Origin of the sequence: Agrobacterium sp. RAC06 (genome assembly GCF_001713475.1) — a bacterium.
GTDB lineage: Bacteria > Pseudomonadota > Alphaproteobacteria > Rhizobiales > Rhizobiaceae > Allorhizobium.
The window spans coordinates 3,003,061-3,015,858 of sequence record NZ_CP016499.1; the positions used below are offsets into that span (position 1 = coordinate 3,003,061).

13 protein-coding genes and 1 riboswitch are annotated in these 12,798 nt (G+C 62.4%); of the genes, 6 read left to right on the forward strand and 7 right to left on the reverse strand.

Going from position 1 to position 12,798, the window contains the following annotated elements; all coding sequences use genetic code 11:
• The 4 genes from thiS to BSY240_RS14465 form a co-directional block, all read right to left on the reverse strand.
• Positions 1-198: a sulfur carrier protein ThiS gene (gene thiS, locus BSY240_RS14450; RefSeq protein WP_069042766.1), complete on the reverse strand. Its 198-nt coding sequence runs from the start codon at positions 196-198 to the stop codon at positions 1-3.
• On the reverse strand, positions 195-1,178 hold the full coding sequence (thiO, locus tag BSY240_RS14455) for a glycine oxidase ThiO (protein ID WP_069042767.1): 984 nt from the start codon (positions 1,176-1,178) through the stop codon (positions 195-197). Before thiO ends, thiS begins: the two co-directional genes overlap by 4 nt.
• Positions 1,175-3,013, reverse strand: coding sequence for a phosphomethylpyrimidine synthase ThiC (gene thiC, locus BSY240_RS14460; RefSeq protein WP_069042768.1), 1,839 nt, complete (start codon positions 3,011-3,013; stop codon positions 1,175-1,177). The genes thiO and thiC overlap by 4 nt, the downstream gene beginning before the upstream one ends.
• A gap of 91 nt (positions 3,014-3,104) precedes the next feature.
• A riboswitch (TPP riboswitch) is annotated at positions 3,105-3,235 on the reverse strand.
• A gap of 47 nt (positions 3,236-3,282) precedes the next feature.
• Positions 3,283-4,368 carry an MBL fold metallo-hydrolase gene (locus BSY240_RS14465; protein ID WP_069042769.1) on the reverse strand — a complete coding sequence of 362 codons (1,086 nt, stop codon included), beginning with the start codon at positions 4,366-4,368 and terminating at the stop codon, positions 3,283-3,285.
• A gap of 308 nt (positions 4,369-4,676) precedes the next feature.
• Between BSY240_RS14465 and ffh the strand changes: the two genes are divergently transcribed.
• The 5 genes from ffh (at position 4,677) to trmD (ending at position 8,685) form a co-directional block, all read left to right on the forward strand.
• Entirely contained in the window at positions 4,677-6,248 is a 1,572-nt protein-coding gene (ffh, locus tag BSY240_RS14470) for a signal recognition particle protein (protein ID WP_069042770.1), read from the forward strand.
• 10 nt (positions 6,249-6,258) lie between these two features.
• Positions 6,259-6,579, forward strand: a complete 321-nt coding sequence (locus BSY240_RS14475) for a chorismate mutase (protein ID WP_069042771.1) — start codon at positions 6,259-6,261, stop codon at positions 6,577-6,579.
• 64 nt (positions 6,580-6,643) lie between these two features.
• Complete coding sequence (gene rpsP, locus BSY240_RS14480; protein ID WP_054150068.1) at positions 6,644-7,018, forward strand: 30S ribosomal protein S16; 375 nt, start codon at positions 6,644-6,646, stop codon at positions 7,016-7,018.
• Positions 7,019-7,406: 388 nt separating this feature from the next.
• A complete protein-coding gene (rimM, locus tag BSY240_RS14485) occupies positions 7,407-7,985 on the forward strand; it encodes a ribosome maturation factor RimM (protein WP_054150069.1) in 579 nt (192 codons plus the stop codon).
• Positions 7,986-7,992: 7 nt separating this feature from the next.
• Positions 7,993-8,685 (forward strand): tRNA (guanosine(37)-N1)-methyltransferase TrmD, encoded by a 693-nt coding sequence (gene trmD / locus BSY240_RS14490; RefSeq protein WP_069043992.1) that lies wholly within the window; start codon positions 7,993-7,995, stop codon positions 8,683-8,685.
• Here the strand turns inward: trmD and BSY240_RS14495 are convergent.
• Positions 8,667-9,413 carry a sulfite exporter TauE/SafE family protein gene (locus tag BSY240_RS14495; RefSeq protein WP_069043991.1) on the reverse strand — a complete coding sequence of 249 codons (747 nt, stop codon included), beginning with the start codon at positions 9,411-9,413 and terminating at the stop codon, positions 8,667-8,669. The two genes, trmD and BSY240_RS14495, sit on opposite strands and share 19 nt — an antisense overlap.
• A gap of 278 nt (positions 9,414-9,691) precedes the next feature.
• On the opposite strand from BSY240_RS14495, the gene rplS reads away from it, so the two are divergent.
• On the forward strand, positions 9,692-10,228 hold the full coding sequence (gene rplS / locus BSY240_RS14500; protein WP_054150070.1) for a 50S ribosomal protein L19: 537 nt from the start codon (positions 9,692-9,694) through the stop codon (positions 10,226-10,228).
• Between the two features lie 68 nt (positions 10,229-10,296).
• On the opposite strand, the gene BSY240_RS14505 is transcribed toward rplS, so the two are convergent.
• Together BSY240_RS14505 and leuC are read right to left on the reverse strand one after the other, a co-directional pair.
• Positions 10,297-11,127 (reverse strand): DMT family transporter, encoded by an 831-nt coding sequence (locus BSY240_RS14505; protein ID WP_054150071.1) that lies wholly within the window; start codon positions 11,125-11,127, stop codon positions 10,297-10,299.
• Between the two features lie 182 nt (positions 11,128-11,309).
• Positions 11,310-12,719: a 3-isopropylmalate dehydratase large subunit gene (gene leuC / locus BSY240_RS14510; protein ID WP_054150072.1), complete on the reverse strand. Its 1,410-nt coding sequence runs from the start codon at positions 12,717-12,719 to the stop codon at positions 11,310-11,312.
• Between the last annotated feature and the right edge of the window lie 79 nt (positions 12,720-12,798).

Here is a 12,798-nt window from a genome sequence, read left to right on the forward strand (position 1 = left end):
TCAGCCTCCCTGCATGGGCGATAGGATTTCGATCCGGTCGCCATCGTTCAAAGGATGGGCGGCACGCTCCTCGCGATGGACGAGCTCGCCGTTCACGGCGGTTGCCAGCCAGTCGCCCTCGTAGTCGAGCTTGGCGAGGAGATCGGCGAGGTTGCCGGCATCGAGCTCCAGAGCTTCTCCGTTGACGGTGAGCTTCATGCGCTCCTCCTTCTCTCGATTGCGTTTGTGGTCGTCAGCCTCTCCGCCGCCTGACGCGCCAGTGCCGGCGCGAGCAGAAAGCCGTGGCGGTGCATGCCGGCCACTGCCAGGCCGTCTGAGGTTTTGATGAGGCGTGGCACATTGTCCGGGAAAGCCGGGCGGATGCCGGTGCCGGTTTCCACGATGCGCGCCTCGGCAAAGGCCGGGTGCAGCGCATAGGCGGTGTTCAGCAGCTCCATCATCGAGCGCGCCGTGATCGGTCCGTCATCGTCAGTCTCAATCATGGTCGCGCCCAGCATGAAAAGCCCGTTGCCGCGCGGTACTATGTAGAGGGGGTGGCGGGGATGCAGCAGACGCACGGGACGGGAGAGGGTGACGTCACCCGTCTCGAGATAGAGCATCTCGCCGCGCACACCGCGCAATCCGTCGATCTCACCGATCGCCTGTGGTCCCCGGCAATCCACGACGCTCGCATAGTCTCCCGTATCACCGGCCTCCTCCCCGAAGCGGAAGGAGACACCGAGCTGCCGCGCCGCCCGATAAAGACCCCGCAAGGCTTTGCGGGGATCGAGATGGGTCTCCTCTGAAAAGAACAGGCCGCTGCCGAAACGCCCAGCCAGATCCGGCTCAAGGTCGGCGATCTCTTCCTCGCCCAGCCAGCGATGGCCGCGCGTGCGGGCCGCAAAGCGCTTGAGATCGGCAAGATCGCGCGGATTGGCCAGCACGAGCGTGCCCCGGCGCTGGACGAGACCGGGCACGGCCTCGTCCCACCAGTCGGCAGCGGAAAGGCCTGATGTCAGCACGATCTCTTCCGCCGCCTCTCGCTCGCAATAGGGGGCGAGCATGCCGCCCGCCCAATGGGAGGCGCCAAGCCCGATATCGGCCCGGCGCTCCACGACCTCGACGGAGACACCCCTGCGCGCCAGTTCCAGCGCCGTCGCGAGCCCTGCGACACCAGCCCCCTTCACCAGAACGGTCATGACCGTTCCCCCGCCTCAAGCGCTTCGATCTCGTCCGACGTCATGTAGAGATCGCCGCCGGCGCGGTATTTCTCCGCCATGGCGGTCAGGCCCTCCTTCTGAGCCTCGGCGCGGATGTCATGCGAGATGCGCATCGAGCAGAATTTCGGCCCGCACATCGAGCAGAAATGCGCGACCTTGTGGGCCTCTTTCGGCAGGGTTTCGTCATGCATGGAGCGCGCGGTTTCCGGATCGAGCGACAGGTTGAACTGGTCTTCCCAGCGGAATTCGAAGCGGGCGCGGGAAAGCGCATCGTCGCGCAGCTGCGCTGCCGGATGGCCCTTTGCGAGATCGGCGGCATGGGCGGCGATCTTGTAGGTGATGACACCCACCTTCACGTCGTCGCGGTCGGGCAGACCCAGATGCTCCTTCGGCGTGACATAGCAAAGCATCGCCGTGCCGAACCAGCCGATCATCGCCGCCCCGATGCCGGAGGTGATGTGGTCGTAACCGGGCGCGATATCCGTCGTCAGCGGTCCCAGCGTATAGAAGGGCGCCTCGCCGCAGGTCTTCAGCTGCTTGTCCATGTTTTCCTTGATCTTGTGCATCGGAACATGGCCGGGCCCTTCGATCATCACCTGGCAATCCTTGCCCCAAGCGATCTGCGTCAGCTCACCCAGCGTTTCGAGTTCGGCAAACTGGGCGGCATCATTGGCATCGGCAATCGAGCCGGGGCGCAAGCCATCGCCCAGTGAGAAGGAGACATCGTAGGCGCGGCAGATGTCGCAGATTTCCTCGAAATGCTCGTAGAGGAAGCTTTCCTTGTGATGATGCAGACACCACTTGGCCATGATCGAACCGCCGCGCGAGACGATGCCGGTGACGCGGTTGACGGTCAGCGGGATGTAATGCAGCCGCACGCCAGCATGGATGGTAAAATAGTCGACGCCCTGCTCGGCCTGTTCGATCAGCGTGTCGCGATAGACCTCCCAGGTCAGATCCTCGGCAATGCCGCCGACCTTCTCCAGCGCCTGGTAGAGCGGCACGGTGCCGATCGGAACAGGCGAGTTGCGCAGGATCCAGTCGCGGATGTTGTGAATGTTGCGCCCGGTCGAGAGATCCATGACCGTGTCGGCTCCCCAGCGGATCGCCCAGACCATCTTCTCGACTTCCTCGGCCATGGAAGAGGTGACGGCCGAGTTGCCTATATTGGCGTTGATCTTCACCAGGAAATTCCGGCCGATGATCATCGGTTCGAGTTCGGGATGGTTGATGTTGGCGGGGATGATGGCCCTCCCTGAGGCGATCTCCTGGCGGACGAATTCCGGCGTGACGTGATCCGGGATAGCGGCGCCGAAGCTTTCACCGTCACGGACAAGCGCTTCCTTCGCTGCCTTGCGGCCGAGGTTTTCTCGGATCGCGACAAATTCCATTTCCGGCGTGATGATGCCGGCGCGGGCATAGGCGAGCTGTGTGACGGCCTTGCCGCCCGTTGCGCGAAGGGGTTGATGTTTCACGGGAAACACCGGGGTCATCTTGTCGGCAGAGACGAAGCCGTTGTCTTCGGGCTTGATCGCGCGGCCGTCATAGGCCTCGACATCGCCGCGTATCTGGACCCAGGCTGTCCGGTGCCGCGTGAGGCCTTGATCGATTGCGATAGTGGCTTGCGGATCGGTGTAGGGTCCCGATGCGTCATAGACATTCACAGGCGGTTCGCCGGAGGTTGGGTGCAGGGTGATCTGGCGCAGGGGTACGCGAATGTCCGGATGGATGTCTCCGGGCAGAAAGATCTTGGTCGAGGCGGGAAGCGGACCGGTGGTGACGTCGGGCCTGTCGAAATGCGGGGCAATGTTCATCATGGAGCTCCAAGTGTTCAGGTTGGAGACCCAGTCATGTCAGCCGGAATGATGGAAAGACGCCACGGGATTCGGATTCCGAATCGTCGTTTTTGCAGCGCTCGCACCGTCCCTACGCCAGTATGAACTGGATCAGGTTCAACGGGTCATCGCGCTGCTTGTCCCTTGCGGTTTGGCGTAGCGAAATCTCAGCCCCTTGTCGGGACACCCCTGGTGAATGCATTAAGTCTGGCCAAAAGCGGCCGGTCTGTCAACGCGGAAGGTGAGCCTCAGGCGCCGGCGCGAGGCACCTCGAACTGCTGGCCGGGGCGCAATCCCTTGAAGCGCTCATTGCCAATGCCGGCCGCAGACATGGCCACGCCCAGTGCCTTCGGCGGATCGTCGATGCCTTCATTGGTCAGCTGGAACGTGCCGAAATGGTGGCCTATGCCGAAGGCCGCGCCGCTCAAGCGGAAGCCTTCGATCGCTTCTTCCGGGTTCTGGTGCTGCGCCTTCATGAACCAGCGCGGCTCGTAGGCGCCGATCGGCATGATGGCGATCCTGATGTCGCCATGCTTTGCCTTGATCTCGCGATAGTGCTTTCCTTCGGCATAGCCGGTATCGCCGATGTGATAGATCTTGCCGCCTGGCGTCTCGATGACGAAGGCAGCCCAGAGCGCCATGCGCCGGTCGCCCATACCGCGCGCCGACCAGTGATGGCAGGGCTCGCAATGGATGGCCACGCCCTTACCGATCTCGACCCGGTCACCCCAATCCATGACATCAGCCACCATGCCCGGCATGTCGTCGCGCATGATGGTGTCGTTGCCGAGGGTGGTGACGATGCGCGGATTGTCCCGCCTGAAGAGGCGCCTCAGCGTTGCAGTGTCGAGATGGTCGTAGTGATTGTGGGTGACGATCACGATGTCGATCTTTGGCAAGTCGTCGAAGGTGACGCCCGGCGGATTGTTGCGCTTCGGTCCGGCAAAGGAGACAGGGCTTGCGCGTTCCGACCAGACCGGATCGGTCAGGATGTTCAGGCCGGCCGTTTGGATGAGAAGCGTCGCGTGGCCGACCATGGTCACGACGAGCCGGCTTCCTTCAACGCGAGGTTCCGGTTTCATCGTTACGACATCGGCAGCCTGGGCCGGTCTTGGCCACTCGATCTTGCCGCCGCCGAACTGCCAGCGGAGCAGATCGGAGAAGCCACGCGGCTCTTCGCCGCCCGGGTTGAAGAATACCTTGCCGTCGAAATGGTCGGAGATCGGACCGGAATAATAGCGGTTGCCCGCATGTGCCTCGCGCAAGCCGAGACCTCCGAGTGTTGCGGCAACGAGGCCGAAGCCCGACCATTTGAGAAAGCTGCGTCTGTTCATGGCTTACCCATATGTGGTTTTGTCAATTCTACGGCAATAGGCCCGCCGCAGATTGCTGGATGCAGCGGATCTCCCGAAAAATCGGGGCTTTGCTTGACTTCCCGACCGTTTTCCTGTTTATCCGCCGCAATCTGCGAAGAGACGAGCACTCCGAGCCGCCGACCGGGACCCGAACAGGTATAAAGAGATCCCGGAGGTCAACACCCGACAGCGCGTTGCGCCCTCGGGTGCTTTTTGGCTTTGCGTCTTGTTTTCCGCGCGGAGAAGACCGAGGTTTGGGGTTCCCCGAACCATGCAAGGAAGAGCCGATGTTTGAGAACCTCCAGGACCGTCTTGGCTCCATTCTGAATGGACTGACCGGCCGTGGCGCACTGTCCGAGGCGGATGTCTCGGCTGCTCTGCGCGAGGTCCGTCGTGCCCTTCTTGAGGCCGATGTTGCTCTCGAGGTGGTCCGCGCCTTCACCGACAAGGTTCGTGAAAAGGCTGTTGGCGCCTCGGTCCTGAAGTCGATCAAGCCCGGGCAGATGGTCGTCAAGATCGTCCATGACGAGCTGGTCGAGATGCTTGGCACCGAAGGTGTGTCGATCGACCTCAATGCCGCAGCTCCCGTTGTCATCATGATGGTCGGTCTGCAGGGCTCGGGTAAGACGACGACATCGGGCAAGATCGCCAAGCGGCTGACGGATCGTGACAAGAAGAAGGTCCTGATGGCCTCGCTCGACACGCGTCGTCCGGCCGCCCAGGAACAGCTGCGTCAGCTCGGCGTGCAGACCGGCATCGATACCCTGCCTGTTATCGCCGGTCAGTCGCCGACCGATATCGCGAGCCGCGCCGTCCAGGCCGCGAAGCTCGGCGGCCATGACGTGGTCATCCTCGACACCGCCGGCCGTACGCATATCGACGAGCCGCTGATGATGGAAATGGCCGAGATCAAGTCTCGCGCCAAGCCGCATGAAATCCTGCTGGTCGCAGACTCGCTGACCGGTCAGGACGCCGTCAATCTCGCCCGCAATTTTGATGAACGCGTCGGGATCACCGGCCTCGTTCTGACCCGCATGGACGGCGATGGCCGCGGCGGTGCGGCGCTCTCGATGCGCGCCGTCACCGGCAAGCCGATCAAGCTGATCGGTGTCGGCGAGAAGATGACGGAACTCGACGAGTTCCATCCCCGCCGTATCGCCGACCGCATCCTTGGCATGGGCGACATCGTCTCGCTGGTCGAGAAGGCTGCCGAGAACATCGACGCGGACAAAGCCCGCGCCATGGCCGAGAAGATGGCCAAGGGCAAGTTCGACCTCAACGACCTCGCCGAGCAGATCAAGCAGATGCAGGCCATGGGCGGCATGGGCGGGATCATGGGCATGATGCCGGGCATGGCCGGCATGAAGGACAAGATCTCGGCCGCCGGCCTCGATGACAAGGTGTTCAAGCGCCAGCTCGCCATCATCTCCTCGATGACCAAGGCTGAGCGCGCCAATCCCGACGTTCTGAAACATTCCCGGAAGAAGCGCATCGCAGCCGGCTCCGGCACCGATGCCTCCGACATCAATAAACTGCTCAAGATGCATCGCCAGATGGCCGACATGATGAAAGCCATGGGCGGCAAAAAGGGCGGCGGCATGATGAAGCAGATGATGGGCGGCCTCGCTTCGAAGATGGGCCTCGGCGGCATGGGTGGCGGCATGGGCATGCCGGATCTGTCGAATATGGATCCGAAGCAGCTCGAGGCGCTTGCCAAGCAGGCGGAAGCGGCCGGCATGAAGCCTGGCAGCTTGCCAGGTCTGGGTGCTGGTGGCCTGCCGGGTCTTGGTGGTCCGAAGCTTCCCGGCCTCGGCGGTGGCGGTTTCCCGGGCCTTCCAGGCCTGCCGAAGAAGAAGTGAGAGGGCGCCGATGATTGATCCGTCCGTCAAGGAACAGCTTTCCGGCTATCGCCAGTCGATCGACAATATCGATGCGGCGCTGGTCCACATGCTGGCGGAACGCTTCCGCTGCACCAAGGCCGTCGGCGTGCTGAAGGCCACACACGAATTGCCGCCCGCCGATCCGGCGCGCGAGGAATACCAGATTACCCGCCTGCGCCGTCTGGCTCAGGATGCCAATCTGGACCCGGATTTCGCCGAGAAGTTCCTGAACTTCATCATCAAGGAAGTCATCCGGCATCATGAAGCCATTGCCGCCGAACATGGCGGTGCAATCGAAAAGACCGCCTGACGGCGGCCTCAACAAGAACAGGGTTTGCTGCGGCGACCTGAACTAAACCTCAAGGAGTATTCACATGTCCCTCAAGATTCGTCTCGCCCGCGGTGGTTCCAAGAAGCGCCCGTATTACCAGATCGTCGTTGCCGACGCCCGCGCACCGCGCGACGGCCGCTTCCTCGACAAGGTCGGTTCCTGGAATCCGATGCTCGGCAAGGACAACGAAAAGCGCGTCGAGCTGGACGCAGACGCCATCAAGGCCTGGGTTGCCAAGGGCGCCCAGCCGACCGACCGCGTTCTGCGCTTCATGGCTGAAGCCGGTCTCGCCGAGCGCGCGACCCGCAGCAACCCGGACAAGGCAAAGCCGGGCAAGAAGGCTCAGGAGCGCGCTGCCGAGCGTGCCCAGAAGGCTGCTGACGCTGCTGCTGCCGCTTCGGAAGCTGCTGCAGAATAATCGGCATAAAGCCGTTTCCAGCGGGCGGTGGGTCATCCCACCGCCCGTTTTTGCGTTTTCTTTCCGGTCGCTTCCGCCTGATACCAAGTGTCAATGATAGGAACCGATAGGATGGCTTATTGTGGGTTTCTGGCTAGGCGCGGCGCGCCGGGCGATGCTGTCGCATCGGCCAAGCGGCGCAACAACGCCAGAGGCCCACAATAAGCCACCTTTGGTCGGCTTCCCGCCCGTTCTGGCGTCGTCGAGTTCCTTGACCGATGCGCCAGCATCGCTCTTCGGACCTCTCCTAGCCAGAAAGGGCGGTCGAGCCGATCCTATGGGTTCCTATCATCGACACTTGGTATAAAAGGAATGTCGAACCGAGGTGTGTGCAGGACCGTTCCCACTCATGAGCAAGCTTGAAAATCCGATACTGATGGCCGTGATCGGTGCCGCCCAGGGGCTCCGGGGCGAGGTGCGGGTCAAGACCTTCACCGAGGATCCGCTCGGTCTCGGTGACTATGGCGTCCTCTATGCGGCTGACGGGCGAAAATTCGAGATCCTCGAAATCCGTGACGGCAAGACGGTTGCCGTTGTGCGTTTCCGCGGGATCAACGATCGCAATGCCGCTGAAGCACTCAACGGCACCGAGCTTTTCGTCGATCGTGATGCGCTGCCGGATGACGATCTCGACGAGGACGAATTCTACTACGCCGATCTCGAAGGTCTCGAGGTCTATGATGCCGAGAACAATCACTATGGTGCTGTGACCGCCGTCTATGATTTCGGCGCCGGTGACCTGCTCGAGTTGAAGGGCCCCGGCAAGCGCCCCGTGCTTATTCCCTTTTCCGAAGCGGCCGTGCTCGAGATCGATCTCGAAGGCGGACGCCTGCTTGTCGATCCGATTGCAGCGGGCCTGAAGGATGATGGGGAAGAGAAGCCCTACGGCAATGCCGGCGGCAAGCCGCGGCCGAACAATGGCCGCTGACCGCGCCATGCCCTTCAAGGCCTCCATCCTGACGCTCTATCCGGACATGTTTCCCGGCCATCTCGGGCTGGCCTTGGCGGGCCGGGCGCTGGAGCGCGGCGACTGGGCGATCGAAGCAGTCCAGATCCGCGATTTCGCGGAGGACAAGCACCGCAGCGTTGACGATACGCCGTCGGGCGGCGGTGCCGGGATGGTGCTTCGGCCCGATGTGCTTGCGCGCGCAATTGATTCCATAGCCGACGATGGACGGCCGCGGCTGCTGATGAGCCCGCGCGGTCGTCCGCTGACGCAGGAACGTGTTCGGGAACTCGCTGAAGGCGAGGGCGTAGTCATCGTCTGCGGTCGTTTTGAAGGCGTCGATCAACGGGTTATCGATGCGCGCCAGCTCGAAGAAGTCTCGATCGGTGATTACATTCTTTCCGGCGGCGAGCCGGCAGCGCTGACGCTGCTGGATGCGGTGGTGCGCATTTTGCCCGGCGTGATGGGCAACCAACTGTCCGGCGTGCATGAAAGTTTCGAAGGCGGGCTGCTAGAACACCCCCAATACACGCGCCCCCAGGTCTTCGAGGGGCGGGAAATTCCCGAAGTGCTGACGTCGGGAAATCACGCAGCCATTGAAAAATGGCGCCATGAGCAGGCGGTGAAGCTCACCCGCGAACGGCGCCCTGACCTGCTGCCCAATCAGCCGGTCAAGAAGTAGTAGGCGGCAAGGCCAAGTCCGGCCGCCACGACCAGCCAGCGCAGCACGTTCTGCGGCACTTTCTTGGCCATCGCGACGCCTGCATAACCGCCCATCGCTACAGCGGGGATCATGATGGCCGCATGCAGCCAGGATAGTGCGCCTGCACTGGCGAAGATCACGATGGCGACGGCCGCGATAACGATCGACAGGAAGTTCTTCAGCGCGTTCAGCCGGTGATAGTCGCCGCCGCTTGCCAAGCCCAGCGAGGCGAGCATCATAATGCCCATTCCAGCGCCGAAGAAGCCACCGTAAAAGGATGTGACAGCCTGCATCACAAGGCCCAGAGGGCTTGCGGGATGGCTTTCGCCCTTGGTCTTCGGCCTCAGCTTGGGGCCGGCTGCAAAAATAGCGGTCGCACCGAACAGCAGCCAAGGGACCATGGAGCGGAAGGCCGGGTTCGACAGCGAGATCAGGAAGAGCGAACCGCCAACCGCTCCGACTGCCGAAACGATGCCGAGCACAATTGCGCCGCGCTTCATCTCCTTGAGCTCGGCGCGATAGGCAAGCGTAGAGGTGATATAGCCCGGAAACTGCGTGACCGATGAGGTCGCGTTGGCGCTGATCGGGGGAAGGCCGGCGAGGGTCAGCGCGCCGAAGGTCAGGAAGGTCCCACCGCCCGCAATGGCATTCACTGCTCCCGAAAGAAAGCCGGATGCGAAGAGCAGGGCGATCAGAGCCATAGACATGCGAACTATCTCCACCGTGACGAGGAGGACGTGATAGGAGGAGAGTTCCTGCGCCGCAAGGCTTCGCACGGGATCGGCCATGCAAAAATTCGCCGCGTTAGGGGTGACAAGCGGAGCGTCTTGGTGTATTGGCCGCCTCGGAAATGGGCTCTTCGCCCGTCTGCCACAACAAAGAACTGCGAATTCGCTCCGGCCCGTCAGGGTCAATATCCTCAGGCTCGTTCCAAGGGATCATCGTTGAGCGCTCTGGCTGTTTCAGAAGAAAACCGAGGTTAGACATGAACATCATTCAGCAGCTGGAAGCCGAACAGGCCGCCAAGATCGAAGCCAAGCGCAAGCTTCCGGAATTCTCCCCGGGCGACACCGTCCGCGTCAACGTTACCGTCAAGGAAGGCAACCGTACCCGCGTACAGGCCTATGAAGGCGTTTGCATTGCTCGTTCGGGCGGCGGCATCAATGAGAGCTTCACGGTTCGCAAGATCTCCTACGGCGAAGGCGTCGAGCGCGTATTCCCGGTCTACTCGCCGCTCGTCGAAAGCGTCGAAATCGTTCGCCGCGGTAAGGTCCGTCGCGCCAAGCTCTACTACCTGCGCGATCGTCGCGGCAAGTCGGCTCGTATCGTCGAGAACACCGGCACCCGCGCTCGCAAGCTGAACGACGCCGAACGCGCCGCCGTTGCCGAAGAAAAGGCACGTCTGGAAGCCGAGAAGGTCGCCGCAGCACAGGCACTGGCCGCCGAAAAGGCAGCAGCCGAAGCCGCTGAAAAGGCCGCTGCCGCTGAAGCTGCAGCAGCCGCAGAAGCTTCTGCCGAATAAGCAGCTGCCAGCATACGAAATGACGAAAGGCTCCGGTTTCCGGAGCCTTTTTTCGTTTGGGCGGTCTGTCAGAGACTGACGCTGATAGCGCCGCCGGCCACGATGACGCATGCCACCAGGCGCCGGAACGTCAGAGGCTCACCCAGCAGTAGCGCGCCGATCAGAACCGCGAAGACAACGCTCGTTTCGCGCACCGCCGTGACGAGGCCCGCCGGGGCATAGGCGTAGGCCACGACGACGAGGCCATAGGCGAACATGGCAACGACGCCTCCGCCGGCCGCCTTCCAGGTCAGCGGCGAGCGCAGGTCGATCACCAGGCCCCTGCGTGTCACGGCAAAGGCGATCGTGATCATGATGCCAAAGAGAAAGAGCACCCAGAGAGCATAGGCGATGGGTTCTTCGACCAGCTTCACGCCGCGCGAATCGACCGTCGAATAGCAGGCGATGATGAGGCCGGTCGTCAGCGCAAAGAGGATCGACGAAGTTGCAGCCCGGGTTTTGCCCAGCGACAGGCTCATGATGCCGGTCGCGATCAGGATCACGCCCAGTGTTTGCCAGGGTCCCAGTACCTCACCAAAGAAGACGAGGCCACCCAGCGTGACAAGCAGAGGCACGGTGCCGCGAACGATGGGATAGACCTGGCCGAGCTCGCCATGCCTGTAGGCTGCGACCAGGAACAGGCTGTAACCCACCTGCAGACCTGCCGAGGCCAGGATATAGGGCCACGCGGCGGCGCCCGGGATGGCAACGGTAAAGAGTAGGGGAAGCGTGATGATGCTTCCGGTCAGGCTCATGACGGTGATCGACCAGAGTCGATCGGCTCCGGTCCTCAAGAACGCATTCCAGCTGGCGTGCAGGATCGCGGCGACGAGCGCCAGCCCAATGGCAACGGCACTCACGATCGCGACCGGCGGTGCGAGAGGGCAAATTCACTGATGTTCATGGGAGTTCCGCGGGCGGTATGTGACAGTTTTATGACATCGCGACGATAGCCGCTTCGCCTGCCTTTGCAACGGGGCGCCAAAAAGAAACCGCCCGCTTTTTAGCGGACGGTCATTGATGTCATCAGTCTGATGCCGACTTACTTGAAGCTGCGGATGTCGACGAAGTGGCCGGCAACGGCGGCTGCGGCTGCCATGGCCGGCGATACCAGGTGGGTACGGCCCTTGAAGCCCTGGCGGCCTTCGAAGTTGCGGTTCGAGGTCGAGGCGCAACGCTCGCCCGGCTTCAGGCGGTCGTCGTTCATGGCGAGGCACATGGAGCAGCCCGGCTCGCGCCAGTCGAAGCCGGCAGCCTTGAAGATCTTGTCGAGGCCTTCGGCTTCCGCCTGTTCCTTAACGAGGCCAGAGCCCGGAACGATCATGGCGGAAACAGTCGAGGCGACCGTCTTGCCTTCGACGACCTTGGCCACTTCGCGCAGGTCCTCGATGCGGCCATTGGTGCAGGAGCCGATGAAAACGCGATCAACCGCGATATCAGTGATCTTGGTGCCCGGCTTCAGGCCCATGTAGTCGAGTGCACGCCATTTGGAGGTGCGCTTGTTTTCATCCGCGATCTCATCCGGGTTGGGAACGACGCCTTCGACGGAGACGACGTCTTCCGGCGAAGAGCCCCAGGAAACGATCGGCGGCAGGTTCGCCGCATCGAGCACGACGACGCGATCGAAATGCGCGCCTTCGTCGGACTTCAGCGTCTTCCAGTAGGCAAGCGCCTGCTCGAGGGCTTCGCCCTTGGGCGCGCGCGGCTTGTCCTTGATGTATTCGAAGGTCTTTTCGTCAGGCGCGATGAGACCGGCGCGGGCACCGCCTTCGATCGTCATGTTGCAGACGGTCATACGGCCTTCCATCGACAGGGCTTCGATCGCTTCGCCAGCGAACTCGATGACGTGGCCGGTGCCGCCGGCCGTGCCGATCTCGCCGATGATGGCGAGGATGATGTCCTTGGCCGTGACGCCTTCGGGCAACTTCCCGTCGACGCGCACCAGCATGTTCTTCGCCTTCTTCTGGATCAGCGTCTGGGTGGCGAGCACGTGCTCGACCTCGGACGTGCCGATGCCATGCGCGAGTGCACCGAAAGCGCCATGCGTCGAGGTATGGCTGTCACCGCAGACGATGGTCATGCCCGGCAGGGTAAAGCCCTGTTCCGGACCGACAATGTGCACGATGCCCTGACGCTTGTCGGAAGCCGAGTAGTATTCGACGCCGAATTCGGCTGCGTTGGTGGCAAGCGCCTCGACCTGGATGCGGCTTTCCTCGTTCTTGATGCCGAGGTGGCGGTCCGGCGAGGTCGGGACATTGTGGTCGACGACTGCCAGCGTCTTCTGCGGGGCGCGGACCTTGCGGCCTGCCATGCGCAGACCCTCGAAGGCCTGCGGGCTCGTCACTTCATGCACGAGGTGACGGTCGATATAGAGAAGACAGGTGCCGTCGTCCTGACGATCGACGACGTGGTCATCCCAGATCTTGTCGTAAAGGGTGCGAGGTGCGCTCATGGGTGAGTTCCATCCAGACTGAAGTAACGGGATTTCTTGAAGTGTGAGGTCTTATCGCGCCGGTTGTCCGGTCGCAGGA

Bases quoted from the DNA above. Each gene is read 5' to 3' on its own strand.
- thiS (WP_069042766.1), bottom strand. From the start codon at position 198: ATGAAGCTCACCGTCAACGGAGAAGCTCTGGAGCTCGATGCCGGCAAC.
- thiO (WP_069042767.1), bottom strand. From the start codon at position 1,178: ATGACCGTTCTGGTGAAGGGGGCTGGTGTCGCAGGGCTCGCGACGGCG.
- thiC (WP_069042768.1), bottom strand. From the start codon at position 3,013: ATGAACATTGCCCCGCATTTCGACAGGCCCGACGTCACCACCGGTCCG.
- BSY240_RS14465 (WP_069042769.1), bottom strand. From the start codon at position 4,368: ATGAACAGACGCAGCTTTCTCAAATGGTCGGGCTTCGGCCTCGTTGCC.
- ffh (WP_069042770.1), top strand. From the start codon at position 4,677: ATGTTTGAGAACCTCCAGGACCGTCTTGGCTCCATTCTGAATGGACTG.
- BSY240_RS14475 (WP_069042771.1), top strand. From the start codon at position 6,259: ATGATTGATCCGTCCGTCAAGGAACAGCTTTCCGGCTATCGCCAGTCG.
- rpsP (WP_054150068.1), top strand. From the start codon at position 6,644: ATGTCCCTCAAGATTCGTCTCGCCCGCGGTGGTTCCAAGAAGCGCCCG.
- rimM (WP_054150069.1), top strand. From the start codon at position 7,407: ATGAGCAAGCTTGAAAATCCGATACTGATGGCCGTGATCGGTGCCGCC.
- trmD (WP_069043992.1), top strand. From the start codon at position 7,993: ATGCCCTTCAAGGCCTCCATCCTGACGCTCTATCCGGACATGTTTCCC.
- BSY240_RS14495 (WP_069043991.1), bottom strand. From the start codon at position 9,413: ATGTCTATGGCTCTGATCGCCCTGCTCTTCGCATCCGGCTTTCTTTCG.
- rplS (WP_054150070.1), top strand. From the start codon at position 9,692: ATGAACATCATTCAGCAGCTGGAAGCCGAACAGGCCGCCAAGATCGAA.
- leuC (WP_054150072.1), bottom strand. From the start codon at position 12,719: ATGAGCGCACCTCGCACCCTTTACGACAAGATCTGGGATGACCACGTC.